The organism is Bradyrhizobium sp. USDA 4369 (assembly GCF_054056435.1).
In genome coordinates, this window is the sequence record NZ_JBSRYH010000001.1 from 8,056,329 (window position 1) to 8,080,895 (window position 24,567).

Here is a 24,567-nt window from a genome sequence, read left to right on the forward strand (position 1 = left end):
TCACTCCGGGGTGTGACAGACCGCCTCGATATTGTTGCCGTCGGGGTCGCGCACGAACGCGCCGTAATAATGCGCGTGGTAATGCGGCCGCAGCCCCGGCGCGCCGTTGTCACGTCCGCCGGCCGCGATGGCCGCGCGGTAGAAGGCGTCGACCGTGGCGCGATCCTTGGCGTGGAAGGCAATATGCGTCGATGTCGCCGCCGTACCGCCGGTGCCGATCCAGAAATCCGGACGGCCGTCGCCGAAGCCGGCGTGATCGCCATGGCCGCCGGTCTGCGCGTCGGTGATCTCCATCATCAGCACATAGCCGAGCGGTGCAAGCGCGGCCGCATAGAAGGCCTTGCTGCGGGCAAAGTCGGAGACGGGGAAGCCGACGTGATCGAGCATGACGATCCTCCTGGCGTGATCAGGCGAAGACCGGCCGACGATAGGACGGCTTCACCGCGGTCGCAACGCGGTCACCCCGGCAGCGCCGGCGCAGGACCGTGGCCGGTGCGGAGCACATGCGCCCCGCACCGACGCTGCGCGTCGTTCAGCGCAGAATGTGATGCAGCACCTCGCCATCGACCTGCTGCGGCTTGACGCCCAGGATCCTCATGATGGTCGGCGCCACGTCGATGTTGCGCATGCGCCGGATCGTCGCGCCGTCGCGAATGTCGGGCCCGGCGGCGATGAACGTCGCGCTCATTTCCGACAACAGAGGGTCGTGGCCATGGGCGCCATAGAAGTTCGGCATCGACAGCGCGGTCGTGGTCGCGTTGAACGCGGCGTCACCGAGGCGGGCCACGCCGGGGCTCTGGATGCCGTCGAAATTGTAGCCCGGAGCCATCAGCGCAAAGACGTCGCCGAAATCCTGGCCGATGGCCTTGCTGGTGCACAGGCCGGTGCCGGCGTCGCATTGCAGCGGCCGGCTCTCGACCACCGTAAACAGTCGCCCGTCCTTGAGCGAGGCGTTGAACCGCGGATTGGGATCGACGGCGTTCTTCACGGCATTGGCGACCTGCGTCACCAGCGCGTTGTAGCTCGCCGGATCGACGGTGCCGCCCGCCTCTCGATTCTGCAGGTTGACATAGATGTTGACGGCAGGTCCCGAGGTGCGGATCGCGAGCTTCGACGTATCGATGCCGGCGTTGCGCAGGATGTTGAGCATGCTCACCGACGTATGGAACGGGGCGAAGCCGTGATCCGACACCACGATGACGTTGCTGCCGCGGCCCGCCGTGTCGGCAATCCGCTTCACCGCCTTGTCAGCCGCTTGATACGCCGCACGAATATAGGACGCGTAGCGCGCGACCTTGGCCGGATCCTGATTGGCACCGATCGAGTTCGGGTCCTTCGGGTTGGTGCCCTGGCGACGATCGGTCAGCAGGAACTGGTGCTCGGAGCCGTCCGGCTGCTCGATATAGATCATCACGAGGTCGGCATCGCGGTGCTTGCGGATCGCGCGCTCGCCGATCGCCGCCTGATAGCGCACGAAGGTCTTCACCATGTCCTCGAACATCGCCTCGATCTCGACATCGGGGAAGCTGGTGAAGCCCGGGCCGAGCCGCTCGGGAATGCGGAAGTCGGCCTGCGGACGCCAGAAGCCGATATTGGTGTTGATATCGTCGACATCGGCCAGAACCGCGGCATTGCGCGGGATGTAGTTGGCGCCGTAACGGGCGAAGCGCACCACCGACAGATCAGGAGCAAGCGCCGAGACGAAATAGGCCGTGCCGACCTTGGCGCCGCTGCCTTCGAAGAAGAACGGCGCATTCTCGCCGCCCAGTTTGGCGAAGGCAGGTCCAGTGGAAGGAGCCTGGAACGGTCCCGCGGCGATGCCGCGCGTCACATCGAAGAATACCAATGTGTCGTAGTTCACCTTGCCGTCATTGGTGGTATCGATCGCGGCGACACGGATCGCATATTTGAGGTCGAGCGTCGCTGCGGCCGTGCAGGTCGCCGGCGCGGCCGACGCGCAGGAGAAGGTCTCGATCGGCGCGGCGGTGGCCAGCACCGGGCTGTAGGAGGAATGTCCGGCCGACTGCAGTGCTGCGACGATCGCCGGGTCCGACACGAAATCGCTGCGCGACAGCGAGAAGCCCTGGGCCGAGAGACCGCCGAACGCGCCGAACGGCACCGTGTAGTCGGTGACGCGGGTCGGCTCGGCCTGCTGCACCACCGTGTTGTTGATCGAGATGTCGGCGCCGTCGCCGCCCGGCCAGGTCGCAGTGACCACCTTCTTGCCGTGCTGACGCAGTTGCACCCAAAGCGGCTGCGCGGTCGGCTGCGGGCTCGGCCCGAGCGGACTCAGGCGGTAGCCGCCGATCGGCGCGGCGAAGCCGCTGATGCTGGACGTGATCGGAGCCGCAATCGCCTGGAACGTATTCGAGGGAATGTCGTTGTGGACCGCCGTGGATCCCGTCGCGATCTCGATATGCGACACCGCCGTCAGCGAGGGTGACGCCGTGACGTTCTGCTTGGCCACGGCCCCGCGGCGGCTCAGCCGCGCCAGCCCGCCGTCGCGCGGCAGCACACCCTCCTCGATGAACTTCTCGATGAAGTCGGGCTTCGCGCCGTCGAGCGAGATCAGCACCACACGTGGCGATCTCCGGCCCTGCCGGTCGTGATCACGGTCATCGTCACGGTCGCGATCGTCGTCATGATCATGGAATGCGCGATCACCATGTGCGTCATGATCCGCCGTCCACGCCGGCGTCGAAATAACCGCAAGCAAAGCCGCGAGCGCCGCGCCCGACAGCGCTCGGAGACAACTCTTCGAATGCATGTGATGGCCCCCCAGGTCGCGCAACCTTCGCGCGTTCATTCTTAACGGGGGTACCGCTTATCGGCCTTGGCTGACGCGCATGTGACGTCCGCACGACACATGTGACGGTCGCGCGACAAACGGCTCGCGCGACATCATGCATCTATCCTGCAAGGATCGTTCGCGCCGTCTGCCGCCCGCTCGCCAGGGCCGCCTCGACGGTGCCCATATCGCGCCCGCGATAGAGCGCCTCACCGGATATCAGCACCGGTCCGCCATCCCAGCGTGTCAGCACGTCCTGTGCGATCCGCGTGGCGAGCGTCGCATAGGAATAGGCGCCGCGCGCGAACGGGTCGTTTGCCCAATCTGTCGCATGCGCCGCGGTGAGATCCTCCCTGAGAAGGCTCACGGGCTTCGCGAAGATATCAGCAAGAGCCGCAAGTCCGGTCTCGATCAGCGCGTGCTCATCGCGCGCCGCAAACGCGTGCGTCGGCGGCCCAGCGAGCCAGCCGGTCAGCACGTCACGATCGCTCGGGTGCTGCGTCCACCACACCGGTACCGCGGCATCGGACAAGACGAACAGCATATCCGAGAGATCGCGCGCCGGCGTCGCCATCCACCAGCGGCGCTCGAAGCGGAGCAGCAGCTTGATCACGTTGCCGAACCCGATGTCGGCGGCAGCCGCCACCTGCCCGTGCATCGCCGCCGGCAGCGCGATGGTCCGCAGCAGCGGCAGCGGCACGGTCAGAATGACCGCATCGCCGCGAAACGTGCGTCCGTCGGCGCAATGCACGATCGCAACGCCATCTGCACTCTCGACCGCCGCCACGACGGATTCGAACGCGAACGTGACGCCGCGCGCGCGGCACGCGGCTTCGAGGTCATCGACCAGGGCCCCGTAGCCGCCGACGACGCGGGCCTGGCCGCCGCGGTGGCCGCCCATCCACTCGTCGCGCAATGCGAACACGCTGGCGCGATCGGGGTCGGCGGCGTCGTAGCCTTGCACCATGCCGAGCACGGATTTGCGCAGGCTGGCAAACTGCGCGCCCGCGAAATGGCGCTCGAGCAGCGCGGTCACGGTGAGATCGTGATCGAGTCTGGCGAGCACATCGTGCAGTCTCGCCATCTCCCGGTCGGACGGATCGTCGGAGGAGAAGGTCCCGTTCTCGACATGCCAGCGCGCACCATCGACCGGTTGCGCCTTCAGCTCTGCCTCGGCCAGCAGCTGATAGGTCACCGGCGCCTCGCCATGGATGAATTCCGCGCCGGCGTCCGCTCTGTAGCCGAAGGAGCTTTCGGCGAGCGGATGGATACGGCCGCCGCAACGATCGCGGGCTTCGAGGACCGTTACTTTCCGGCCGGCGGAGGCGAGCTCACGCGCCGCGATCAGGCCCGCAGCGCCGGCACCGACGACGATGATATGATCTCTTCTCTCAGCCATGGCTGGCCTGAGCCGGCGCGGACGGACCGTTGGTGATCTTGTAGCGCAGCCACAGCGCGCCGCCCGCAAGGGCCGTGCTGCTCTCCAGCGTCATGGAAGTGATCGGCGCTCGCTGATCCGACTCGCTCTCGCGCGAATCGAACACGCTGGGTGCGCCCTTGGCGCCGTCGATGGCCGGACACAGAACGAGGTTGAACTCGTCGACGAGCCCGGCGCGCAGGAACGCGCCATTGGCGCCACCGCCGCCTTCGAGCAGCAGCCGCTTCACGCCGAGCTCGCGCGCGAGAACGTCGAGCACCACAGCCAGGTCGAGTTGCGACCGGCCGGCGAAGATGTACGACACGCCCTCGCTGCGCAGGCCCGCAAGATGCGCATCCGACACCGCCTCGGTGAGCACGACCACGATCGGATCACCGCCGATGTCGGCGCGTCCCCAGCAGATCTTGCCGTGCGCATCGAGCACGACGCCATAGCCCCTGGCGTCGCGCCGGGCGATCCAGTTCTCGCGCGGAAAACGCTCGGAGGTCGTTGCCGGATAGGCCGTACCCTTGGCGAATTCCTGGCCGGTGACGCGGCCGATCAGCCAGGCGTCGCCGCCGAGTTGCTCATGGACCTGCTCGAACAGATCACCCGAGCCCTTTGGTCGCCAACGGCTCGGCAAAGTCCGGCCATCGACGCTCGAGGCCATCAGGCAGATGACGTCCGGTTTCATGCATCCTCCTGTCGTCGCTGATGGGAGCCACCGAATATCGCTCCCGCGGCGTTGTCAACGAAGCGGGCCGGATTTCGTTCGACGACGCTGCGGCGACCTGGAACGCCTGCGTGCGCCAGGCGCTGTCACGCCGCCTATCGCTGCGCTAGACTTGACGGAAGACGGAGCAAGTCATGGCACGCGGGATCGCGCCGAAATGGCGTAATGGCATAGGTACGCGCGGTGCAGCCTTGCTGATCGCGACGCTCGCCGGCCTCGCGCTTTGCCTCGCCGGGATCTGGCGGCTCGAGGCCGCGCGCGCCGGTGTGACGATCACCCGGCTGCAGGCCGGGACGACGCCCCTCACAGTGTATCGGCGCGACGGCGCCGCAGCCTCGCCGGTGGTGGTCATCGCCCACGGCTTCGCCGGCTCACGCCAGTTCATGGAGGCCTATGCGCTGACTTTGGCGCATGCAGGCTATCTCGCCGTCACTTTCGATTTCGAGGGCCACGGCCGCAATCCTACGCCGATGGCCGGTGACGTCACGCGCGTCGACGGTACGACAAGCAAGCTGATGAGCGAGATCGGCCGCGTCACCGACGTCGCCTTGTCGTTGCCGGGCGCCGATGGCCGGGTGGCACTGCTCGGTCATTCGATGGCCTCCGACATCATCGTACGCCAGGCCAGCGCCGATCCGCGGATCGGCGCAACGGTCGCGATCTCGATGTTTTCCGAAGCGGTCACGGCAAGCGCGCCGCGCAACCTGCTGATCATCACCGGCGAATGGGAGGTCGCGCTGCGCCAGGACGGCCTGCGCAATCTCAAGCTCGCCGATCCCGCCGCGCAGGAAGGCGACACGGTCGGCGATCCCGCAGGCCAAGGCGGGCGCCGCGCCGTCGTGGCGCCGGGCGTCGAGCATGTCAGCGTGCTCTATTCATCGGCCGCCCTGCGCGAGGCCCGCGACTGGCTCGACCGGGTGTTCGGCCGCGCCAGCAGCGGCCCGGTGGCCGCGACCGGCGGCCCGATCGCGCTGCTGCTCACCGGCATCGTGCTGCTGGCCTGGCCCTTGGCCGCATTTCTGCCGAAGGGCGGTGCGGCCCCGCTTGTGGTTCCGCTGCGCAGCCTCGCCATCGCCACGCTGGTGCCGGCGGTGGTGACGCCGATCGTGCTGAGATTTGTCGACACCCGGTTTTTGCCGGTGCTGGTCGCGGATTATCTCGCCGCGCATCTGGTCGTCTATGGCGCGCTGTCGCTGGCGCTGCTTCGGCTGCAAGCCGTTCGGTTCGGCCGCATCGCCTGGCTCGGCGCGCTGACACTCGCCGCCTATGGCATCATCGGATTCGGCACCGCGCTCGACCGCTATGTCGCCTCCTTCATGCCGATCGCGGCCCGCCTGCCGATCATCGCGGCGATCGCTGTGGGCGCGGTGCCCTATATGCTGGCGGACAGCATCGCCAATCAGGGCGGCCACGCCGCGCTGTGGCGCACACTCTGGATCCGCGCCGCATTCCTCGCCTCGCTCGGCGGCGCGGTGGCGCTCGATGTCCGGCGGCTGTTCTTCCTGCTGATCATCATCCCCGTGATCGTGCTGTTCTTCATCGTGTTCGGGCTGATCGGCGGTTGCGTCGGTCGCAGGACCGGCTCGCCCATGGCCGAAGGCATCGGCCTCGGCTTGATCCTGGCGTGGTCGCTCGGGGTGACGTTCCCGCTGTTCGTCGCGGGGTGAGCGGCGATCCGATCACTCGTGCAGGACCCAGCTCCGTCAGTCCTGCTCCTGCCGCAGCATGAAATGGCCGAAGGCGGTGGCGATCGGCTTGGATGCGTCGTCCTGCCAGGCACGGGCCTCGAACGCGACGACGCGGCGGCCCTGCTTGACGATCGAGGCTGAGGCCACGCTGTCGAGCGCGCGGCCCGACCTGAGATAGTTGATGGTGAGACCGATCGGCTTGGGCGGCGCGGACACACCGAGTTCGCGCATGACGGTGATGATCGCCGTGGTTTCCAGGAATGCGCCGGTCATGCCGCCATGGATCGCGGGCAGCACCGGATTGCCGATGATCCGCTGCGAGAACGGCATCAGCAGCGTGTCGCCCTCCCCGGCGCGGATCCCGAGACAGCGCGCGAACGGGCTGGACGCAAACAGCCCGCTGCCATCCTCGGGAGCTTCGAGCGGCGCCGGTTCACCGGCGAAGACCGGCCGGTCGACGAGCATGTTGGTGCGGTTGGCGTCGACCATGAAGCAGGCGGTCGCGGTCGCGACAGGCTCACTCTCCTGCTCCTGATAGGCCGTCGCACGCACGAAGGCGATCGAGCGCGTGACACGGAAGCATACCGCATGCGCCTTGATATCGAGGCCGGGCGTCGCCGGCTTCTGATAGTCGATGCGCAGATCGAGGGTCGCAACGGCCCGCGTGCCGTCGAGCGCAAGCTGCACCGCCATGCCGCAGCTTTCATCGAGCATCGCGGTGACGACGCCGCCATGGATCACGCCGGTGTCGCTGTCGCCGACGAACACCGGCCGATAGGGCAAGGTCGACCAGGCCTCACCGGGGGCGTAGCGATCCATCCTGAGCCCGCTGAGATGGCCGTACACCGAGCGACGATGCCTGATTGCCTCGGCGAGTGCGTCGAAGGATGGTGGTGCGGTGGGCGGTTGCGTGTCGGTCATGGCGCGAGTTTAGAGCATGATCCGCCGACAGGGCGAAGTGTTTTCCGATGCCGACGGAAGACCTGCGTCCATCGCGTAGCGGGCGCGGCAGTCCGCTCAGCCGCACCGTGGAAGGTTGCGCTGATATCCGTCATGGCATTCGCCGTCCGTGACAGGATCTTGTGATGCTGATTGCGCGCGCCCCGGTAATCTACGTAGACGAAAAGTTTCGCGGGTCGCGCGGACTTAGAACATTGGCAACCTTGCTATGAGAATAATGGTCTCAATCAAATCCCGGAGACCTGCCGATGCGCAAGCCCATCAAGACACCGGACGTCCCGCCGAGCCGCGGCGCCGCCTCTTTACGAATCGTCATGAGCCTGGCCCTCGCCACCAGCGCCGGTGCGATATGGTGGAGCAGCGGCGGAGCCAAGAGCCTGTCCTTCGCCTACGACGGATCGCCCTCGCTGGAGACCCGCGTCGCCGCGCTGAGCTCGGAGCTCACCCAGCTGAAGGCCGAGACGGCGCAGTTGCGCGAGCGGCAGAACGACACGTCCGGAGAGATCGTGCAGCTGCGCGCGACCCTGACCAGTGCCGAGACGGGCCTGGCGAGCTTGCGCACGGCGGCTGATGTGACCGAGGCGATCCGCCGCGACACGGCCGACAAGATCGAGTCCGACATTGCCTTGCTGAAGCGCCAGACCATTCGTCTGCGGACCGCGCAGGAGGACGCGTCGACCGAGATGAGCGGGCTGCGCGCCGCCGCAGCCAACAGCGAAATCGGCATCGAGCAGCTCCGCACGACCACCGGTGAAATTCGTCAGCACGTCGCGCGCATCGAGACCGTACGCGAGGCGACCGGCTCGATCGGCCGCGCCCACAAGCATCGTGTCAAGCGGATTGCCCGCGCCTCCGAGACAGAGCCGCAGCTGGTGCAGCCGCTCCTCGCCCAGTGGCCGGCCGCAGCACCTGCCGGCCGCAACTGATCCTGACGCGCGGTCCGCAGACCGGCCATCGGTCTTTCGAGAAGATCGAGCGTGAACGAGCCGACAGATCATGATGCGCCGCTCAGCAGCCGCATCATGATCTGTCCCATTCTGCTATCCAACAGCCGCGAACCTGACCGCGCGTTGCGCCGCGGTCGGCGCCACGCAGGTTACCACCAGCCCGGTTGCACCGGCCGGAAATAGGTCGGAGGCGGTCCACGCCGACGCGGCTGAGCGACAGGCTGGCCGTCCCAGCTGCGCTGGAAGACATTGCCGAATCCGTCGTCATATTCGTCGCCGCTCGCAACGACATCGACATTCGTCGTCGGCCGGCGCGTGACGAAGCCGCCCTGCGGCTGATTGCTCAGCACAGCGACGAACTCTGTCCGATAATTGGTCTCGCTCGACAGTGGCTCGTCAGAGACAATGATCGACGAGCGCGGCACCGCCGTCGGCGCGATACGGTCCAGGACCTCTGTCGGAATCGTGATCCGGTCGAGCGCGTCCTTGGCGTCGTCGCCGTCGTCGATCGTCACCGCCGTCCAGCGCAGGCCCGCATTGCCCTGCGCCACCGCCGTGAAGATGTGCGTGCCGATCGGCCGTTCCGGATCGCGGATCTCCACCGGGGCCTCGATCGAGGTGTCGAACACCTCGCCGCCGCCGTCACGCGCCGGCTTGTGCGTGTTGCGCCTGACATAGACCATCTGCGTGGAGCGGCTGATATAGACCGACACCGGCTCGGTCGCGAGTTGCGCATCGGTCGCTGCCTTGGTGGCGTCGGCCTTCCGGGCGGCGGCGGCCTTGGCCGCCTCCTTCGTGCTCGCGACGGCGGCGAGCTTGGCCGCCGCGTCCGCCTTGGCGGCGTCGAGCTGCGTCGCGGCGTCGCCGGCCTGCGTCGCCAGCTTCTGCCGGGCCTCCGCGAGCTGGGCCTTGGCCTCCTCGGTCTTGGCCGCAGCCAGCTTGCGGTCGATCATCTTGAGGTCAGCCTCGGTGCGGGCCTTGGCCTGCTCCAATTTGCGCAGCGACGCCTTCAGCGATTTGGCGTCCCGCTCGGCGGCGGTGGCCGCCGCCTTGGTCTCGTCGGCGCTCTTGGCCGCGTCCTCGGCCTCGCGGCCGAGTGTCGCAGCACGCGACGGCACGGCGGCGAGCGCCGAAGCCTGCGGCACGAACAAGGCCGGATGGGAGAACTCGACCGGCGCTACGTCGCCCGGCGCGATGATCACCCGCATGCCGATCCAGGTCCGGTCGAACAGCTTCTCCGCGAAGCCATATGGCATCCGCACACAGCCATGCGAGGCGGCATAACCGGGCAGCGGCCCGCCATGCAGCGCGACGCCGTTCCACGTGATGCGCTGCATGTTCGGCATCCAGGCATCGTCATACAGCGTCGAATGGTGATCCTTGTCCTTCTCGATGATGGCGAACACGCCGGCGGGCGTTTCACGTCCAGCCACGCCGGTCGAGACCGGCGCGCGCCAGATCCAGCCCTCCGCGTCGTAGAACGTCACCTTCTGCGCCTTGATCGACACGATCGCCATGATCGGCTCGCCATGCGCCCGCGGCGCCGTCGCCTCGGTCACCGGCGCAGGCCGCGCCTGCCGCGCGGTCGCCGCAGGGCCAGAGAGTGTCAGCGCGGCCAGGGTTGCCAGCATCACGAAGACGGAACTTCCCCAATGCCGCCTGGCTGGAATGAAATGCGCCGCCGTGACTCTGTTCGCCATGTCCTGCCTCGGTGTCCTGGTTCAATGCCGGTCCGGCTGCAACGCGCGAAGACCGCATCGCGTTCTCAGTTATACGCCGGATCGTGTTTTTTGGGTGAAAGCCTCCGATGTCCGCAGCCGCCCCAATCGCCACAATCACGGCGCGCGGCCCCCTGATGCTTGCCGTCTGGTGTTCAAAATGATCGATCGTCCAATACCCGCCTCGCTGCGGCAACCGCTCGGTCCACGTCGGCCTCATTGGTCTGCCAGTTGCACACGGACACCCGCATGCAGCGCCTGCCTCGCCAGGTCGTGCCGCCGAAGAACGCCTCTCCGGTCGCGACGATGGCGGCGACCACTGCGTCGGTGCGCCGGTCATGATCCGCCTCGGTGGCGGAGGGCTGCGGATCCAGGAACCGCACCAATCCCTGATTCAGGGTCGGCATCCAGGCCACAACAGCGCCCGGCAATGCACCGATCCGGGTGACCAAAGCGAGAGCATGAGCACAACTCCGCTCGACGAGGTCGGCAATGCCGCGCCGACCGAGCTGACGGATGGCGGCATAGGTCGGCACGGCGCGGCCACGCCGTGACCATTCCGGAGTCCAATCGATCTGATCACGCGCGCCGTCGGAAAGCATCGTATAGCTCGTTCGGTGCGAGAACGCGCCGCGATGCGCGTCAGGATCGGCAACGAACGCATAGCCGCAATCGAACGGGGTGTTGAGCCATTTGTGTCCGTCGCAGGTCCAGGAATCCGCCAACTCGGACCCGTGCAGCAGATGCCTGTAGCGGGGGCTCGCAGCGGGCCCACAGGCCGAAGGCGCCGTCCACATGGACCCATGCATCATGCGCATGAGCGATCGGGATCAATTCGGCGAAGGGGTCGAACGCGCCGATGTTGAGATCACCGGCCTGCAAGATCAGGATGGTGGGCCTCTTCTCTCCCGCCAGGGCCCGCGCGAGCGCCGCGGGCTCGAGCTGTCCCGCATGATTGCAGGGGAGCGGCTGAACCGCACTCTTGCCAAGACCGAGAATGCGCAATGCGCGCTCGACGGAGCCATGCCGCTCAGTGCTGGTGATGACGCGCAGCGCGGGTGCGCCGAACAGCCCTTGATCCTCGACGTCCCACCCGCAGCGCGCCAGCAAACGATGACGCGCTGCGCCGAGGCACGTGACATGAGCCATCTGCGTTCCCGTCACCAAGGCGAAGCTCGCCGTCTTCGGCAGGCCGAACAGCTGCTTGAGCCACGCGCCGGCAATCTCCTCGATCACCGCCTCGGCCGGACCGCAGGCATGGATCGCGGCATTCTGATCCCAGGCAGCAACCAGCCAATCGGCCGCGAGCGCCGCCGGCAGTGTCCCGCCGATGACCCAGCCGAAGAAACGCCCGCTGCCGCTGCCGAGGATTCCCCCGTCCACATCACGAACGATGTCCCCAATCACGTTCTCTGCGGCGACGCCGTCATCCGTCAGCGCGCGATTCAACCGCCTGCGAAGATCGTCGAGCGACGCCGTCGCGGCGATGGGCTGGATATCGCGATGGCGCAGGTACGCGACGGCGTGTTTGAACGCCAATTCCAAGGCGCCCGTCCATTCATCGGTAACTCCCATTGAGATTCAATCCTGTCTGCGTTGCGTAGGCAGCCTTATATGCGTTGAAACCCTCCCGATGCTTCGCTATCGACCACACCATGAGAGATGGTCCCAACTTCGCAGCCATTGCTGCGCTGATCGGCGATCCAGCGCGCGCCAACATCCTGAGCGCGCTGATGGATGGGCGTGCACTGACCGTGAGCGAGCTCGCCAAATCAGCAAGCATCGGCCTCCCGACTGCCAGTGCCCATGTCAGCAAACTGGAGCAGGCCGAACTGCTCGTGACGGTCAGACAGGGACGCCATCGCTATGTGCGCCTGTCCGGAGAAGACGTCGTCCACACGTTGGAGACACTCATGCTGCTCGCGGCGCGCACCGGACACCGGCGGGTGCGGACCGGCCCGCGTGACCCGGCGCTGCGCGAGGCACGCGTCTGTTACGATCATCTCGCCGGCGCCCGCGGCGTGCAGATGTTCGAAAGCATGGCGCGCGGCAAGCTTGTTGAATGTCGCGACGGCCATGTCGCGCTGACAAACGCAGGACGGCGCTTCACCGAACAATTCGGAATCGATCTCCGCACACTTCACGCCGCGGACCGGACCATTTGCGTCAGCTGTCTCGATTGGAGTGAGCGCCGCGATCATCTCGCGGGACGGCTCGGCTGCGCCTATCTTGACCGCATTTTCGCGCTCAAATGGGCGCGCCGAGATCAACACACAGCCGAGCCGTGCTGTTCAGTCACAACGGGCTGCGCGAGTTCGAGCGGCTGTTTCCGCTGTGACGAGGCTCCTCGATCTAAGAGGACTTAGATCGGCCGGCGGGCATCGTGCTCCAATTATTTGGTCCACCCGGCTTGAACACACCGTGCTGCGCTCCCATGCTGTGATGGTAGCCCGGGCAAGGCCGATGGTCGGCAGCCCTTCACCTCCCGATCGCCGAAAGCGGAGCGATGGCCGTGCCCAACCCCCACGATTTCCATAAGCCGCAGCCGTCCTATTCCAAGGAAGACCTGCTCAGATCCAGCGACGGCGGCTATTTCGGGCCCGGCAACGCCCAACTTCCGGCGCCGCCGATGCTGATGATGGATCGGATCACCGCGCTCAGCCTGGATGGCGGTCGCTACCGCAAGGGTCACGTGGTCGGCGAATTGGACATCACGCCCAAGCTCTGGTTCTTCGACTGTCTGTTTCGCGGCGATCCGGTCATGCCGGGCTGCCTCGGCCTCGATGCGATGTGGCAGATGGTCGGCTATTGGCTCGGCTGGTCGGGCTCGCCCGGCAAGGGCCGCGCCACCGGCGTCGGCGAAGTCCGCTTCCGAGGCGCCATCACGCCGGATGTCAGCTGCGTGCGCTACGAGGTCGACATCCGCCAGGTGAAGCGTGGCCGGCTGGTGCTCGGCATCGCCGATGGCCGCGTGCTGGCGAATGACCGCTGTGTCTACGAGGCCCGCGACATGAAGGTCGCGCTGGTTGGAGCGGCGGGTTGACGCCCCGATCCGTCGGAGGCGACATGAGCAAACAGCTCGTGCTGATCGCGGGTCCGATGGTGCGGGCGTCGAGTTGGCAGCCCACAGCCGCCCATCTGCGTCAGGCCGGCTGGTCGGTCCAGGTGCCGGATCTGCTCGCGCATCGCGTGACGCCTCCCGCCTGGCGCGCCTGGTCCCGGCACTTGCTGGACCACATCACACCAACGGAGGCTCCGATCCTGGTCGGCCATAGTTCGGCGAGCGCGCTGGTCGCCGATCTCGCGACAAAGCTGCCGGCCGGCGGTCTCATCATCGTTGATGGCGACATCCCGCCGGAGCAAGGCCGCGCGTCGCCGGTGCGGCCCGCACTGCATGATGTCATCCGCAACCTGGCGGACGCAGATGGAGCGCTTCCGGTCTGGTCACGCTGGTTCTTGCACGATCCCCAGCGCGCCGCGCTGATCGGCCTGGACCGTCTGGCTCAGGACCCTGTTGCTCTCGCCAGGTTCGAGGACGGGCTGCCGGTCATGCATATCGACTGGTTCGACGACTCGATCGAATTGGCGCGCTGGGATCACGTCCCAGCCGGTTTCATCCAGGCCTCGCCGATCTATGATCACGCGACGGCCGAGGCGCTCCGGCGCGGCTGGCCGGTCGCGCGACTCGGCGGAACTCATCTCCACCCCACGCTTTGTCCAGCCGATACCGCGCAAGCCATCATGTCGCTGGTCCATCAGCTCGATGCGGGCTCTGGCCGAACGCATCTCACAGACGCTTCTCGAAAAACAGATCCGGATAGGGATCGTCGTTGAAGCGCTCGATCTCGGTCCAGCCGGTGCGGCGATAGAGCTGCATCGCCTCGCCGAGCGCGCTGTTGGTGTCGAGCCGCAGCGTGGTGATCGAGAGCTTGCGCGCGGCGTCCTCGGCGGCGTCCATCAGGCGGCGGGCGACGCCGAGGCCGCGCGCGGCGGGCGCGACCCACAGCCGCTTGATCTCGGCGAGCTGGCCGCCGGTGCCCTTCAGCCCGACACAGCCGAGCGGCAGCCCGTCCGACAGCGCCACGAAGAACGCGCCCCGCGGCGACACCATGTCGGTGGCGTCGGGATCGCGCGACAGCGCCACGTCATAGCCCCGCGCAAACCGGCGCGACAGCTCGGCGTAATATTCGCCGAGGCAATAGCGCGCCTGCTCCGACCGCGGGTCGACCAGGTTGATGCTGATGCGGCTGCGGCCGAGCGCGGCGGCGACCATGTCCATCGCGGCCAGCAGCGCCTCGGGCTGGCTGTGGCGCGCCAGCATCGACTCCGCTTGCGCATTCGAGAGCGTCTCATAGGCCTCGAACTCGCGCCGGCCGGCGGCGGTGAGCCTGGTGATGCGGCGGCGCGCATCCTCCGGATGCGGCGTGGTCGTCACCAGCCCCTCCTCCTCCAGGCTGCGCAGCAGCCGGCTCATCAGGCCGGAATCGAGCGCGAGATAGTCGCGCAGCTCGGCAACGTCGCTGCGGCCATGGCCGATGGCGTTGAGCACGCGCGCCGCGCCGAGCGGCCGTCCGCGGCCGAGGAAGGAGGTGTCGAGCGCGCCGACCTCCGATGTGACGGCGCGGTTGAAGCGGCGGACGCGGGAGATCGGATCGAGCATAATATCTGACCTAAGTCAGACATTAGCTGCTGTCAAGCGCGCTGGCCCCTCGCGCTCGCCGGGGCGGCCTCCTTGACAAAAAAGGCGGTCCGGCCGCCGGCCAGGGCCGGATGCCAGACCGCCAGGTTTCCCCGGGAGGAACTCAGTTCAGAAGCTTGGCGACGTTGTCCTTGGTGACAAGATCGAGGCCGGTATAGATCACGTCCGGCACCTTCTCGCCCTTCTTGATCGCCAGCAGCGTATCCATCGCCTTCTCACCCATCTCGAACGGGCGCTGGCCGGTGAGCGCGTTGGAATAGCCGTCGCGCAGCAGTTCGAGCTGCATCTTGAGCGTATCAGCGACGACCAGCGTCAGCTTGCCGGCGTCGATGTCCTTGCGGTTCTTGTTGACGAAGGCCTTGTAGCCTTCGGGCGCGAACATCGGCCAGCCACCGACCGGCACGATCGCGGCGAGGTCGGGCGTCGCGGTGCGCAGATCGGCCATCTGCTGCACGGCGAGCGCGGGATCGTCGTTGCAGAAGGTCGGCGAGCCTGCCACTTCCGTCCACTTCGAGCCCTTCAGCGCCTCACGCACGCCGTCGACGCGCTCGGCGAGATTCTTGGCTCCCGGGCCGCCCGAGACGACGGCGTATTTGCCGCCTTCAGGCTTGAGCTGCAGCAGCTGCTTGCCGAGCGCGAGGCCGAAATCCTTGTTGTTGGTGCCTATGTAAGCGAGGCGCTTCGAGCCGGGCGCATCCGCGTCGAACGTGATGACGGGAATGCCCGCCGCCGTCGCCGCGTCGATCGACTTGGACATCGCCGCGACATCGGCCACCGAGATCGCAAGGCCGTCGACCTTCTGGGTGATGAAATCCTGGATGATCTGCGCCTGCGTGGCCGGCTCGTGCTCGATCGGCCCCTTGTAGATGCACTCGACATTGCCGAGCTCCTTGGCGCGCTTGAGGCAACCGTCGCGCGCGACGTCGAAGAACGGGTTGTTCATCGCCTTCGGCACGACGGCGAAGCGATATTTGGTCTCGGCCTGGGCCGGGGCCAGCATGATCGCGAGCGACGCGACCGCATACAGCAACTTCTTCATGAGCTTCCCTCCTCCATGTCTATCCCTGCTGATTGTCTGTGCCGGGCGCGGATAGACGTGATCAGTCACATCCCGGACAGTATTTCGTTACATCAGCCGCGCGCGAATGCGGTCGACCAGCACCGCGGCGATGATGATCACGCCGACCAGCGTCTGCTGCCAGTAGGAGTTGACCTGCGCCAGCACCAGCCCGTTGCGGATCACTTCGAGCAGCACGCAGCCGACGATCGCGCCGAGCGGACCACCGATGCCGCCGGCCAGATTGGCGCCGCCGATCACCGCGGCCGCGATCACGTTGAGCTCGTAGGACGTCGCCATGTTGGCCGGCGCCGAGCCGAGCCAGCCAGAGATGATGATGCCCTGCAGCCCGGCGGCGAGCGCGCCGATCACATAGACCTCGATCTTGACCCGCGTCACCGAGATGCCGGTGAGCTCCGCAGCCTTCTCGTTGCCGCCGATCGCGAACACGTGGCGGCCGAACGCGCTGTGATGCAGCACCACGGCCATCACCAGCGCGAGCATGACCAGATAGATGAACGGCGCCGGCAGGCCCCACAGGTCGCCCTGGGTGAGCGCGTAGAAATACTCGGCGTCAGGACCGCCGGGAAAGCTGCCCCTGCCGTTGGAGATCACGTAGCAGAGGCCACGCACGATCGACAGCATGCCGAGCGTGGTCACGAATGGCGACAGGCCGAGGATGGCGATGCACATGCCGTTGACGAGGCCGACGAGCACCGACACCAGGAGGCCCGCGAGCACCGACACGACCAGGATCAGGCCGGGCACATTGGCGACCACGGTCTTTCCGTCGGCGGCCAGATGCACGAACAGCGATGACAGCGGCGCGCCGGGGGTCGACAGCGTCGTCATCACCATCGAGGTGATCATCGCCGCGAAGCACATCAGCGAGCCGACGGACAAGTCGATGCCGCCGGTGATGATTACGAAGGTGATGCCGAGCGTGGCGATGGCGATGAAGGAGAAGTTCTTGGCGACGTTCTGCAGATTCCCTTCCGTCAGGAAATAGGGACTCGCGAAGCTCATCAGGATGATGAGAGCGATCAGTGCCAGGGTCACATAGGCTGTCTGCGACGCGAACAGGCCGCGATGCCACCATCTGATGGCGCCGACATTGGTGAAGGTAACCTCGCTGTTCGCCACGGGCGTCTCCGACGGGATAGACATCACGCAGCCTCCTTGGCGCCGGTGATCAGGGCGGTGACTTCGTCCGGGCTTGTCTCGCCGACCGGCTTGTCGGCCTTCTTCTCGCCGCGCCGCATCACCACGACGCGATCACACACCGCAAAGATGTCGGGCATGCGGTGCGAGATCAGGATCACGGCGATCCCCTGCTCCTTCAGCCGATGGATCAGGCTCAGCACCTGCTCGACCTGACGCACCGAGATCGCGGCGGTCGGCTCATCCATCATCACGAGCTTGGCGTTGGAGAGCCGGGTGCGCGCGATCGCGACCGCCTGGCGCTGACCGCCCGACATGTCCTTGACGAGGTCATGCGGCCGCGTCTCGGAGCGCAGCTCGCGGAACAGTTCCAGCGCGCGCGCCTCCATGCCCTTGTGATCGAGCAGCACCAGCGGTCCGAAATTGCGCTTCAGCTCGCGGCCGAGGAACACGTTGGCGGCGGCGGTCAGATTGTTGGCGAGTGCGAGATCCTGGTAGACGACCTCGATGCCGACGCTGCGCGAATCCATCGGGCGATGGAAATGCACCTCGCGGCCGCAAAAATGGATCGTGCCCTGGCTCGGCGGAAAATTGCCGGCGATGATCCGCACCAGGGTCGATTTGCCGGCGCCATTGTCGCCCATCAGGCCGACCACCTCGCCGGCGCCGATCGAAAGATCCACGCCTTGCAGCGCGCGGATCGCGCCGAATTGCTTGCCAACGCCCTTGAGCTCAAGGACCGGCTGAGCGGCCGGGCTGATCGCCGCTCCGCCGCCTTCATTCACCGACATGCGCAGGCTATTGTCATCAGACATAACGGTTCACCACACTTTCCAGATATTCCTGCCGGCCCGAACGCGGTTGCGGATCGAGTCCGGACGTGAGGGCACGGTCGGCGAGCTCGGCGAGCGAGCGGCGGCCGGCGAGGATCGCCTGCCCCTCCTCGCCGTCCCAACCGGCATAGCGCGCCGTGAGCGGCGCGGTCAGCGCGCCGGCCGCGAGCATCTCATCGGCGGCGAGCAGCGCGCGCGCGCATGCATCCATCGAGCCGACATGGGCGTGCAGCAGATCATCCGGGTCGATCGACTGCCGCCGGATCTTGGCGTCGAAATTCAGCCCGCCGGTGGTGAAGCCGCCGCCCTTGAGGAGCTCGTGAAACACCAGCGCCAGCTCCGGCACGTTCATCGCAAACTGGTCGGTGTCCCAGCCGAGCAGATCGTCGCCGCGATTGATGTCGAGTGAGCCGAACACGCCGAGCGCCTGCGCCAGCGCGACCTCATGCTGGAACGAATGGCCGGCGAGGATGGCGTGGTTCTGCTCGATGTTGAGCTTGACGTCGTCCAGCAGGTCATAGCGCTGCAGGAAGCCGTAGCAGGTGGCGACGTCGAAATCATATTGGTGCTTGGTCGGCTCCTTCGGCTTCGGCTCGATCAAGAGCGGCCCCTTGAAGCCGATCTTGTGCTTGTGCTCGACGACCAGCGAGACGAAGCGGCCGAGCTGGTCGAGCTCGCGCTTGAGGTCGGTGTTGAGCAAGGTCTCGTAGCCTTCGCGGCCGCCCCACAACACGTAGTTGGCGCCGCCGAGCCGATGCGTCACCTCGAGCGCGGCGCGGACCTGCCCGGCCGCATAGGTGAAGACGTCCGGATCGGGATTGGTCGCGGCGCCCGCCATGTAGCGGCGGTGCGAGAACAGATTGGCCGTGCCCCACAGCAGCCGCACCTTGGCCGCGGCCATCTTCTGCTCGAACAGATCGGCGATCGCGTTGAGGTTGGCGACGGACTCCGTCAGCGTCGCGCCTTCCGGCGCCGCGTCGACGTCGTGGAAGGTGAAGAACGGCACGTCGAGCAGGCGGAACAGCTCGAACGCGACATCGGCTTTCGCGCGCGCCATGGCCATGGCGTCATCGCCATGCTGCCAGGGCCGCAGGAACGTCTCGCCGCCGAACGGATCGCTGCCGGGCCAGCAGAACGAGTGCCAGTAGCAGACCGCAAAGCGCAGGTGGTCCTCCATCCGCCTGCCCCTGACGATGCGATCCTTGTCGTAACAGCGGAACGCCAGCGGGCTGCGGGCGTCGGCGCCGCCATAAGCAATGGTCGCGCCGGTCTGGAAGAAGGGAGGCTGGACGTTCACGAGGTGCACTCCTTGAGAGCGGGATAGAGCTTGCGCCAATGCGCATAAGCATCGTCATAGGCGGCGCGCTGGGCGGGGCGAGGTTCGAAACTCTGCAGCCGCTTCGGCTTGCGACAGACATCGGCCGGCGCAGCGCCGGTCGCGGCAAGGCGGCCGAGCCGCGCGGCGCCGATTGCGGCGCCGACCTCGCCCTCCTCGACGCGATGGACGCGGACACCGAGCACATCGGCCATGATCTGCGCCCACACCACGGAGCGCGAGCCGCCGCCGACCAGATCGACCTCGGTGATCGGCTGGGCGCTGCGGCCGAGCGCAGCGAGCATGTCGCGCGCGGCGAAGGCGACGCCCTCGAGCACCGCCTGCACGAGATCGCCGCGGCCGGCCGCGCTGCGCAGGCCGACAAAGGCGCCATCGGCATGGGCATCATTATGCGGCGTGCGCTCACCGTCGAGATAGGGCAGGAACTGCACCGGGCTTGGCCGCTCGACCGTCGCCCCCAGCGGCGCGAGCAACGCAGCCTCCGGCGCCTCGAGAATCCGCGCCAGCCACGTCAGCGACGCGGCCGCCGACAGCATCACGCCCATCTGGTGCCAAAGACCGCCGAGCGCGTGACAGAACGCATGCACGGCCGCCTTCGGCGCCGGCGCAAACCGGTCGGTGACGCGGAACAACACGCCCGACGTGCCCAGCGACAGGAACGCATCACCCGGCGTGATGGCGCCGAGGCCGATCGCGCTCGCGGCATTGTCGCCGGCGCCGCCGGCGATGACGACATTGGCGGCCATGCCCCAGCGCTGCGCCAGTTCGGGCGACAACACCGCGCTCGGCTCGTTGCCTTCGACCAGCCGCGGCATGTGGCTGAGATCGAGCCCGGTCGCCGCGAGCAGCGCCTCCGACCAGCGCCGCGCCCCGACGTCGAGCCACAGCGTGCCGGCCGCGTCGGACATGTCCTCGACCATCTCGCCGGACAGCCGGTAGCGGACATAGGCCTTCGGCAGCAGCACCGTCGCCACCTCGGCGAAGATCGCCGGTTCGTGCTTGGCGACCCAGGCGAGCTTCGGCGCGGTGAAGCCTGGCATTGCGAGATTGCCGGCAATGGCGTGCAGCTCCGGACAGCGGCGCTCGAGTTCGGCGCATTCGGTCTGCGAGCGGCCGTCATTCCACAGGATCGCCGGCCGCAACGGACGCCCGTCGCGGCCGAGCAGGGTCGCGCCGTGCATCTGGCCGGACAGGCCGATGCCGCGGACGGATGCGGTCTCGCGCGGATGAAGCCGGGCGAGGTCATCGACCGCGCCGACGCTTGCCGCCACCCAATCATCCGGATTCTGCTCGGACCACAGCGGCTTCGGATGCGACAGCGCCAGCGGACGCGACGCAGTCGCGACCAGCGCGCCCGCCTCGTCCTCCAACACGGCCTTCACGCCGGATGTGCCGACATCCAGTCCGAGAAACACGATACTCACTCCTCCCACACGGTGCACCGGTCGTGAGCGATCTGCGTCGCTTCGAAACCAGCGTTCCCTCTTTTCTTTCTGCCCAGTGCTCAGCGACGCCGCGCCAGGAGCGGCGGCCGGCTCAGGGCAGATTGTCCCGCATCACGATGTCGATGCGGATCGTTTCCTGTTCACTCAGCAGCGGCTCGCCCCGCGCCAACGCCAGCAGCACGCGCACCGCCGACCGCGCCTCGTGCCCCGGGTTCTGCGAGATGACCGCATCCATCACGCCGTTCAGCAGCAGCTTGCGCGTCACCGCGGTCACGTCATGGCCGACGAACACGATGTCGCCGGCGCGGCCGGAGTCGGTCAGCGCCTTGGCGACGCCAGCCGTGCCGGCACCGACATTGTACAGACCGACGATGTCGCCATGCCGGGCCAGCAGCTGGCCCATGAGGTGTTCTGAGCGATCATCCTCATCGTGCCCCTCAAGAACGGGCAAAACCTCAAGTTGCCGATGCTCGGCAGCGATGACCTGGGTGAAGCCGAAGATGCGTTCGGCATGGTCGCGCAGGCCTTGCGAGCCGGCCATGATCGCCAGCCGTCCCGTCCTGCCGCCGACGAAGCGCCCCACCAGCGCGCCGGCACTGCGGCCAGCGGCGATGTTGTCGATCCCGACATAATGGTGCCGCCGCGACGAGGGCACATCCGACACCAGCGTCACCACCTTAGCGCCGGCCTCGACAAGGTCATTGATGGCGGCGCGCACGCTCGGATGATCGAGCGCGACCACGGCGACGCCATCGACGCGGCCAACCAGATCTTCGAGCTTGCCGGCCAGCACGCTTGGATCAAATACATCGGTGGTGACGATATCGACCGACAGCCGGCGTGCGGCCATCCAGGTCGCCAGCTCGCCGAGATGCGCCTGGATCTGCTGCATGAACAGGTTGATGCCGGCCGGCATTACAAAGGCAAAGCGCCGCGAGCGCGCCCTGGCTAGCTCCGACGCCGCCGCATGGGGCTGAAACGCGCTCCGCGCCATCGCATCCTTGACGCGCTGAACCGTATCAGGTCGTACCCCCGGCCGGTTGTGGAGCACGCGATCGACCGTGGCGAGGCTGACGCCCGCCTGCCGCGCGATGTCCCGCAATGTCAGCGGCGCGTTCATGCTCCTCCCCGTATGGTTGAATAACCTTAGCGCGGTTTTTGAGGTGCGCAACTCATTTCTGAGGTGAGACCATCATGGGCCGCAGGGATGGCATTGAACGCGATCGGACCTCGTCCCATCGAGAAATTTCCGCTTTCCAGAAGATTTTGCCTTCGTCTTTTCGGAAATCATGCTTATCTCTCGCCATCCCGCCTCAACAAGGGGCGTTGCGCGCGATCGTCACGACACGCGAGGCGGGGATGCGGTGGCCGCGAGGGATCGCAGCATTCTCTTCCAAGAGGGTGCGGACGAACGATCGCTTGCGGACGCGAAATCGCAGCGGCCTGACACCCCGAAGCTGGTGTCACGTTCACGGCGCCCGAGGCGCCGCGCGGATCATGGTGGCCAACCAGCCCGGCGCACCAGGGCGACTGCGTATAAGCGTGAAGACACCGCGCAGGGAATGCCGGATGCTCGGCTGCACCTGTGGTACCTGCCGCCTGCTTTTTTCGCAGGCGGGCCATGGGTGAGGCCTTCACCCGGCATTCCCTGCGCCCTCTCACCATTCGCGAGGGACGAACTGATCGCAGAACTCGGGCCTGATCGGCCGCGAGAACAGGTCTTCATGTCGATCGCTGTTTGAGCCGTGAATCCGACCTCCCCACCGCTGTCGTCCCGCACAAGCCGTGACGCGCAAGCGCGTCGCGGCGCCGACCCGGGACCCATAGGCTGCGGCCTATGTGATGAGGTATTGCCGACGGCGTGCCCCAAGCCGCTCCCTGAGATTATGGGTCCCGGCGCAAGGCCGGGACGACAGCGCGGTTTGTAGCGCGAGCGTTCCGTCTCGCCACGCGTTATTGCGAGCGCAGCGACAACGGAGAGATGCGATGACGGAGGAGAGAGCCTGCGTTGTCCGAAGGCCCTCGTCCCTCCTCAAACGACTACGGCGTGCAGCTGAAGCTTGCGGCCTGCGCGACCGGGCCTGCCTTGTAGCGCGGCCAGGAGGGCCAGCGACACAGCGGCAGGCTGCGTGCCACGGTGAACGCGGGCGCTTCGATCGCCTGCTCGACGACCTCCAGATCGCCCGGCGCCTTGCCGCTCTCGACCCAGTCGACCAGCACACTGAGCATGTCCACATTGGCCGGCGCGCCATTGCCGACATGGTCGACGCCCGGCGCGGTGTAGAGCCGCGCGAACTCCGCCGTCTCGGCCTTGCCGAGCTTGCGCTCGACCGCCTCGAAATAACGGATGCCGGCGTAAGGGCTCTGCGCGTAGTCGGCCATGTGCTCGAGGATCACGAGCCGTCCGCCCCGCGCGCGGAAGCGGCTCAGGTCCGGATCGGTGGCGTCCATCAGCTGCGAGACCTGCAGCAGGCGGTCCTTGTAGTCCTCCGGGCGATATTTGGTGACGTCGAGCTTGGGATCCCGGGCGAACACATATTGCGTGCCGCCAGCGCCGAACACCCAGGCGATGCCGTTCGCGGGCGTCGGCGGCTGCGTCGGCGCCGCCTTGCCGAGCCACCACGAGATCCAGCCGCCGGCCGACGCGAAGCCCTCGGTGTCCTCGCCGGAGAGGCCCCATCCGGGATAGTCGTCGAGGCCGTTGGCGAGCGGGAACGGGAATTTGTAGGACGCATGCAAGGTCGCGATCGCCTTCACCTGCGCATCGCTGAGGCAGGCGTCGCCGCTGTTGCCGTCGGGACAGCGCAGGCTCTCCGGCTTGAAGCTCGCTTTGCAGCCGACCGCGTCCGCGACCAGGCCATCCTCGGCACCGTCAGCCTTGTCGCAGGCCCTGCGCACCGCATCCGCCACCAGCTTGACCTGCGCCGGGCTGATCCAGCCCTCGCCCATCGTCATCAGCCCGCCGCGCGTGCCAGCATGCTGCAGCCCGACCCAGTTGATGACCGGCACGCGGGCAAAGATGCCGTCGAAATCGTCCGGGTAGCGCTGCGCCATGGTCAGCGCCTCGCGGCCGCCCTCCGACGAGCCCATGAAGTACATCTTGTCGGGCGCCTTGCCATAGGCGCGCTTGACGATGCCGACCGCCGCATCGCGCACCTTTTTGTAGGCGACATGCGCGAAATTCTCGAACGCCTCGTCGTTGAGCGCAAAGGTCTGCGGCGGCTCGCCCTGCTTGGATTCGTGGCCGGAGTCGGTGCCGTAGGTGACGAAGCCACGCGCGAGCGGCGAGGCCTTGTCGAACGGATAGGCCGGCGGCAGGCCGAGACCGGTGATCAGCACGCCGTTGAAGCCGCCGCCGCCATATTGCAGCGCGCGCCCGTTCCAGTCGGCTGGCAGATTGACCTCGAACTTAATCGGCGGCGCCGCAGGATCCTTCGGCGCGATATGGCCGAGCAGCTTGCAGAACGCCGGATTTGCGGGCGCAACCCGCGCCGCCGGCGATCCGGCCTTCTCCGCCACAGTCAGTTGCGACGGCGCCTGCATGGCGGCGCTGTCGATCCGCATCGCGCCATCGGAGAGGTTTGCCAAGCCGCTGCAGGTCGCCGCGGCGTCGCCGACCAGGGCCGCAGCGCTCGCGGAACCGATCGTCGTCAGCGTCAGCAGGCCGGCGAGCACGCTCGCGCGCGGCAAGCTCGTGAATGTCGTCATGTCTGTTTCCTCACTGTCCGTCCCGTTGAGCCGGGATCTCGAATCCGCGCCGTCGCGGCGCGGATTCCCTGGTCGTG

The 24,567-nt window shown here is 67.0% G+C and carries 21 protein-coding genes; 5 read left to right on the forward strand and 16 right to left on the reverse strand.

All coding sequences use genetic code 11. The features are described 5' to 3' along the window. The 4 genes from ACVIJ6_RS36505 to ACVIJ6_RS36520 all read right to left on the reverse strand — a co-directional run bounded on the left by ACVIJ6_RS36505 (position 1) and on the right by ACVIJ6_RS36520 (position 4,899). Entirely contained in the window at positions 1 to 387 is a 387-nt protein-coding gene (locus ACVIJ6_RS36505; RefSeq protein ID WP_456776716.1) for a VOC family protein, read from the reverse strand. A 145-nt stretch (positions 388 to 532) separates the two neighbouring features. Then, the gene (locus ACVIJ6_RS36510) at positions 533 to 2,578 is read right to left on the reverse strand and encodes an alkaline phosphatase family protein (protein ID WP_456776717.1); all 2,046 of its coding nucleotides are present in this window, start codon (positions 2,576 to 2,578) and stop codon (positions 533 to 535) included. A gap of 331 nt (positions 2,579 to 2,909) precedes the next feature. Further along, entirely contained in the window at positions 2,910 to 4,187 is a 1,278-nt protein-coding gene (locus ACVIJ6_RS36515; protein ID WP_456776718.1) for a flavin monoamine oxidase family protein, read from the reverse strand. After that, positions 4,180 to 4,899: a RibD family protein gene (locus ACVIJ6_RS36520; protein WP_456776719.1), complete on the reverse strand. Its 720-nt coding sequence runs from the start codon at positions 4,897 to 4,899 to the stop codon at positions 4,180 to 4,182. Before ACVIJ6_RS36520 ends, ACVIJ6_RS36515 begins: the two co-directional genes overlap by 8 nt. Positions 4,900 to 5,072: 173 nt before the next feature. Between ACVIJ6_RS36520 and ACVIJ6_RS36525 the strand changes: the two genes are divergently transcribed. Further along, a complete protein-coding gene (locus ACVIJ6_RS36525; protein WP_456776720.1) occupies positions 5,073 to 6,605 on the forward strand; it encodes a serine aminopeptidase domain-containing protein in 1,533 nt (510 codons plus the stop codon). Between the two features lie 36 nt (positions 6,606 to 6,641). On the opposite strand, the gene ACVIJ6_RS36530 is transcribed toward ACVIJ6_RS36525, so the two are convergent. Beyond that, a complete protein-coding gene (locus ACVIJ6_RS36530; protein WP_456776721.1) occupies positions 6,642 to 7,547 on the reverse strand; it encodes a PaaI family thioesterase in 906 nt (301 codons plus the stop codon). A 287-nt stretch (positions 7,548 to 7,834) separates the two neighbouring features. On the opposite strand from ACVIJ6_RS36530, the gene ACVIJ6_RS36535 reads away from it, so the two are divergent. Next, positions 7,835 to 8,512 (forward strand): hypothetical protein, encoded by a 678-nt coding sequence (locus ACVIJ6_RS36535; RefSeq protein ID WP_456776722.1) that lies wholly within the window; start codon positions 7,835 to 7,837, stop codon positions 8,510 to 8,512. Between the two features lie 170 nt (positions 8,513 to 8,682). On the opposite strand, the gene ACVIJ6_RS36540 is transcribed toward ACVIJ6_RS36535, so the two are convergent. The 3 genes from ACVIJ6_RS36540 to ACVIJ6_RS36550 all read right to left on the reverse strand — a co-directional run bounded on the left by ACVIJ6_RS36540 (position 8,683) and on the right by ACVIJ6_RS36550 (position 11,826). Beyond that, the gene (locus ACVIJ6_RS36540) at positions 8,683 to 10,233 is read right to left on the reverse strand and encodes a L,D-transpeptidase family protein (RefSeq protein ID WP_456776723.1); all 1,551 of its coding nucleotides are present in this window, start codon (positions 10,231 to 10,233) and stop codon (positions 8,683 to 8,685) included. Between the two features lie 173 nt (positions 10,234 to 10,406). Continuing rightward, positions 10,407 to 10,976, reverse strand: a complete 570-nt coding sequence (locus tag ACVIJ6_RS36545) for a pyridoxal phosphate-dependent decarboxylase family protein (protein WP_456776724.1) — start codon at positions 10,974 to 10,976, stop codon at positions 10,407 to 10,409. Then, positions 10,894 to 11,826 carry a pyridoxal phosphate-dependent decarboxylase family protein gene (locus ACVIJ6_RS36550; protein WP_456776725.1) on the reverse strand — a complete coding sequence of 311 codons (933 nt, stop codon included), beginning with the start codon at positions 11,824 to 11,826 and terminating at the stop codon, positions 10,894 to 10,896. The genes ACVIJ6_RS36545 and ACVIJ6_RS36550 overlap by 83 nt, the downstream gene beginning before the upstream one ends. 179 nt (positions 11,827 to 12,005) lie before the next feature. Between ACVIJ6_RS36550 and ACVIJ6_RS36555 the strand changes: the two genes are divergently transcribed. The 3 genes from ACVIJ6_RS36555 (at position 12,006) to ACVIJ6_RS36565 (ending at position 14,085) form a co-directional block, all read left to right on the forward strand. Further along, on the forward strand, positions 12,006 to 12,617 hold the full coding sequence (locus ACVIJ6_RS36555; protein ID WP_456776726.1) for a helix-turn-helix domain-containing protein: 612 nt from the start codon (positions 12,006 to 12,008) through the stop codon (positions 12,615 to 12,617). 146 nt (positions 12,618 to 12,763) lie between these two features. Further along, positions 12,764 to 13,294, forward strand: coding sequence for a bifunctional 3-hydroxydecanoyl-ACP dehydratase/trans-2-decenoyl-ACP isomerase (gene fabA, locus ACVIJ6_RS36560; RefSeq protein WP_456776727.1), 531 nt, complete (start codon positions 12,764 to 12,766; stop codon positions 13,292 to 13,294). A gap of 23 nt (positions 13,295 to 13,317) precedes the next feature. Further along, the gene (locus tag ACVIJ6_RS36565; RefSeq protein WP_456776728.1) at positions 13,318 to 14,085 is read left to right on the forward strand and encodes an alpha/beta hydrolase; all 768 of its coding nucleotides are present in this window, start codon (positions 13,318 to 13,320) and stop codon (positions 14,083 to 14,085) included. Here the strand turns inward: ACVIJ6_RS36565 and ACVIJ6_RS36570 are convergent. The 8 genes from ACVIJ6_RS36570 to ACVIJ6_RS36605 all read right to left on the reverse strand — a co-directional run bounded on the left by ACVIJ6_RS36570 (position 14,039) and on the right by ACVIJ6_RS36605 (position 24,490). Next, a complete protein-coding gene (locus ACVIJ6_RS36570) occupies positions 14,039 to 14,911 on the reverse strand; it encodes a bifunctional helix-turn-helix transcriptional regulator/GNAT family N-acetyltransferase (protein ID WP_456776729.1) in 873 nt (290 codons plus the stop codon). The genes ACVIJ6_RS36565 and ACVIJ6_RS36570 overlap by 47 nt on opposite strands. 142 nt (positions 14,912 to 15,053) lie before the next feature. Then, positions 15,054 to 15,989, reverse strand: coding sequence for a sugar-binding protein (locus tag ACVIJ6_RS36575; RefSeq protein ID WP_456776730.1), 936 nt, complete (start codon positions 15,987 to 15,989; stop codon positions 15,054 to 15,056). Between the two features lie 87 nt (positions 15,990 to 16,076). Next, positions 16,077 to 17,174, reverse strand: a complete 1,098-nt coding sequence (locus tag ACVIJ6_RS36580; protein WP_456776731.1) for an ABC transporter permease — start codon at positions 17,172 to 17,174, stop codon at positions 16,077 to 16,079. After that, on the reverse strand, positions 17,174 to 17,959 hold the full coding sequence (locus ACVIJ6_RS36585; RefSeq protein ID WP_456777167.1) for an ATP-binding cassette domain-containing protein: 786 nt from the start codon (positions 17,957 to 17,959) through the stop codon (positions 17,174 to 17,176). Before ACVIJ6_RS36585 ends, ACVIJ6_RS36580 begins: the two co-directional genes overlap by 1 nt. Before the next feature lie 16 nt (positions 17,960 to 17,975). Next, complete coding sequence (gene xylA, locus ACVIJ6_RS36590) at positions 17,976 to 19,298, reverse strand: xylose isomerase (RefSeq protein WP_456776732.1); 1,323 nt, start codon at positions 19,296 to 19,298, stop codon at positions 17,976 to 17,978. Next, positions 19,295 to 20,752: a xylulokinase gene (xylB, locus tag ACVIJ6_RS36595; RefSeq protein WP_456776733.1), complete on the reverse strand. Its 1,458-nt coding sequence runs from the start codon at positions 20,750 to 20,752 to the stop codon at positions 19,295 to 19,297. Before xylB ends, xylA begins: the two co-directional genes overlap by 4 nt. A 121-nt stretch (positions 20,753 to 20,873) precedes the next feature. Continuing rightward, the gene (locus ACVIJ6_RS36600) at positions 20,874 to 21,902 is read right to left on the reverse strand and encodes a LacI family DNA-binding transcriptional regulator (protein WP_456776734.1); all 1,029 of its coding nucleotides are present in this window, start codon (positions 21,900 to 21,902) and stop codon (positions 20,874 to 20,876) included. 920 nt (positions 21,903 to 22,822) lie between these two features. After that, entirely contained in the window at positions 22,823 to 24,490 is a 1,668-nt protein-coding gene (locus ACVIJ6_RS36605; protein ID WP_456776735.1) for a tannase/feruloyl esterase family alpha/beta hydrolase, read from the reverse strand. Between the last annotated feature and the right edge of the window lie 77 nt (positions 24,491 to 24,567).

Excerpts from the sequence above, each read along its gene's own strand:
- ACVIJ6_RS36505 (WP_456776716.1), bottom strand. The coding sequence starts at position 387 with ATGCTCGATCACGTCGGCTTCCCCGTCTCCGACTTTGCCCGCAGCAAG.
- ACVIJ6_RS36515 (WP_456776718.1), bottom strand. The coding sequence starts at position 4,187 with ATGGCTGAGAGAAGAGATCATATCATCGTCGTCGGTGCCGGCGCTGCG.
- ACVIJ6_RS36520 (WP_456776719.1), bottom strand. The coding sequence starts at position 4,899 with ATGAAACCGGACGTCATCTGCCTGATGGCCTCGAGCGTCGATGGCCGG.
- ACVIJ6_RS36525 (WP_456776720.1), top strand. The coding sequence starts at position 5,073 with ATGGCACGCGGGATCGCGCCGAAATGGCGTAATGGCATAGGTACGCGC.
- ACVIJ6_RS36530 (WP_456776721.1), bottom strand. The coding sequence starts at position 7,547 with ATGACCGACACGCAACCGCCCACCGCACCACCATCCTTCGACGCACTC.
- ACVIJ6_RS36535 (WP_456776722.1), top strand. The coding sequence starts at position 7,835 with ATGCGCAAGCCCATCAAGACACCGGACGTCCCGCCGAGCCGCGGCGCC.
- ACVIJ6_RS36540 (WP_456776723.1), bottom strand. The coding sequence starts at position 10,233 with ATGGCGAACAGAGTCACGGCGGCGCATTTCATTCCAGCCAGGCGGCAT.
- ACVIJ6_RS36550 (WP_456776725.1), bottom strand. The coding sequence starts at position 11,826 with ATGGGAGTTACCGATGAATGGACGGGCGCCTTGGAATTGGCGTTCAAA.
- ACVIJ6_RS36565 (WP_456776728.1), top strand. The coding sequence starts at position 13,318 with ATGAGCAAACAGCTCGTGCTGATCGCGGGTCCGATGGTGCGGGCGTCG.
- ACVIJ6_RS36570 (WP_456776729.1), bottom strand. The coding sequence starts at position 14,911 with ATGCTCGATCCGATCTCCCGCGTCCGCCGCTTCAACCGCGCCGTCACA.
- ACVIJ6_RS36575 (WP_456776730.1), bottom strand. The coding sequence starts at position 15,989 with ATGAAGAAGTTGCTGTATGCGGTCGCGTCGCTCGCGATCATGCTGGCC.
- ACVIJ6_RS36580 (WP_456776731.1), bottom strand. The coding sequence starts at position 17,174 with ATGTCTATCCCGTCGGAGACGCCCGTGGCGAACAGCGAGGTTACCTTC.
- ACVIJ6_RS36585 (WP_456777167.1), bottom strand. The coding sequence starts at position 17,959 with ATGTCGGTGAATGAAGGCGGCGGAGCGGCGATCAGCCCGGCCGCTCAG.
- ACVIJ6_RS36600 (WP_456776734.1), bottom strand. The coding sequence starts at position 21,902 with ATGAACGCGCCGCTGACATTGCGGGACATCGCGCGGCAGGCGGGCGTC.
- ACVIJ6_RS36605 (WP_456776735.1), bottom strand. The coding sequence starts at position 24,490 with ATGACGACATTCACGAGCTTGCCGCGCGCGAGCGTGCTCGCCGGCCTG.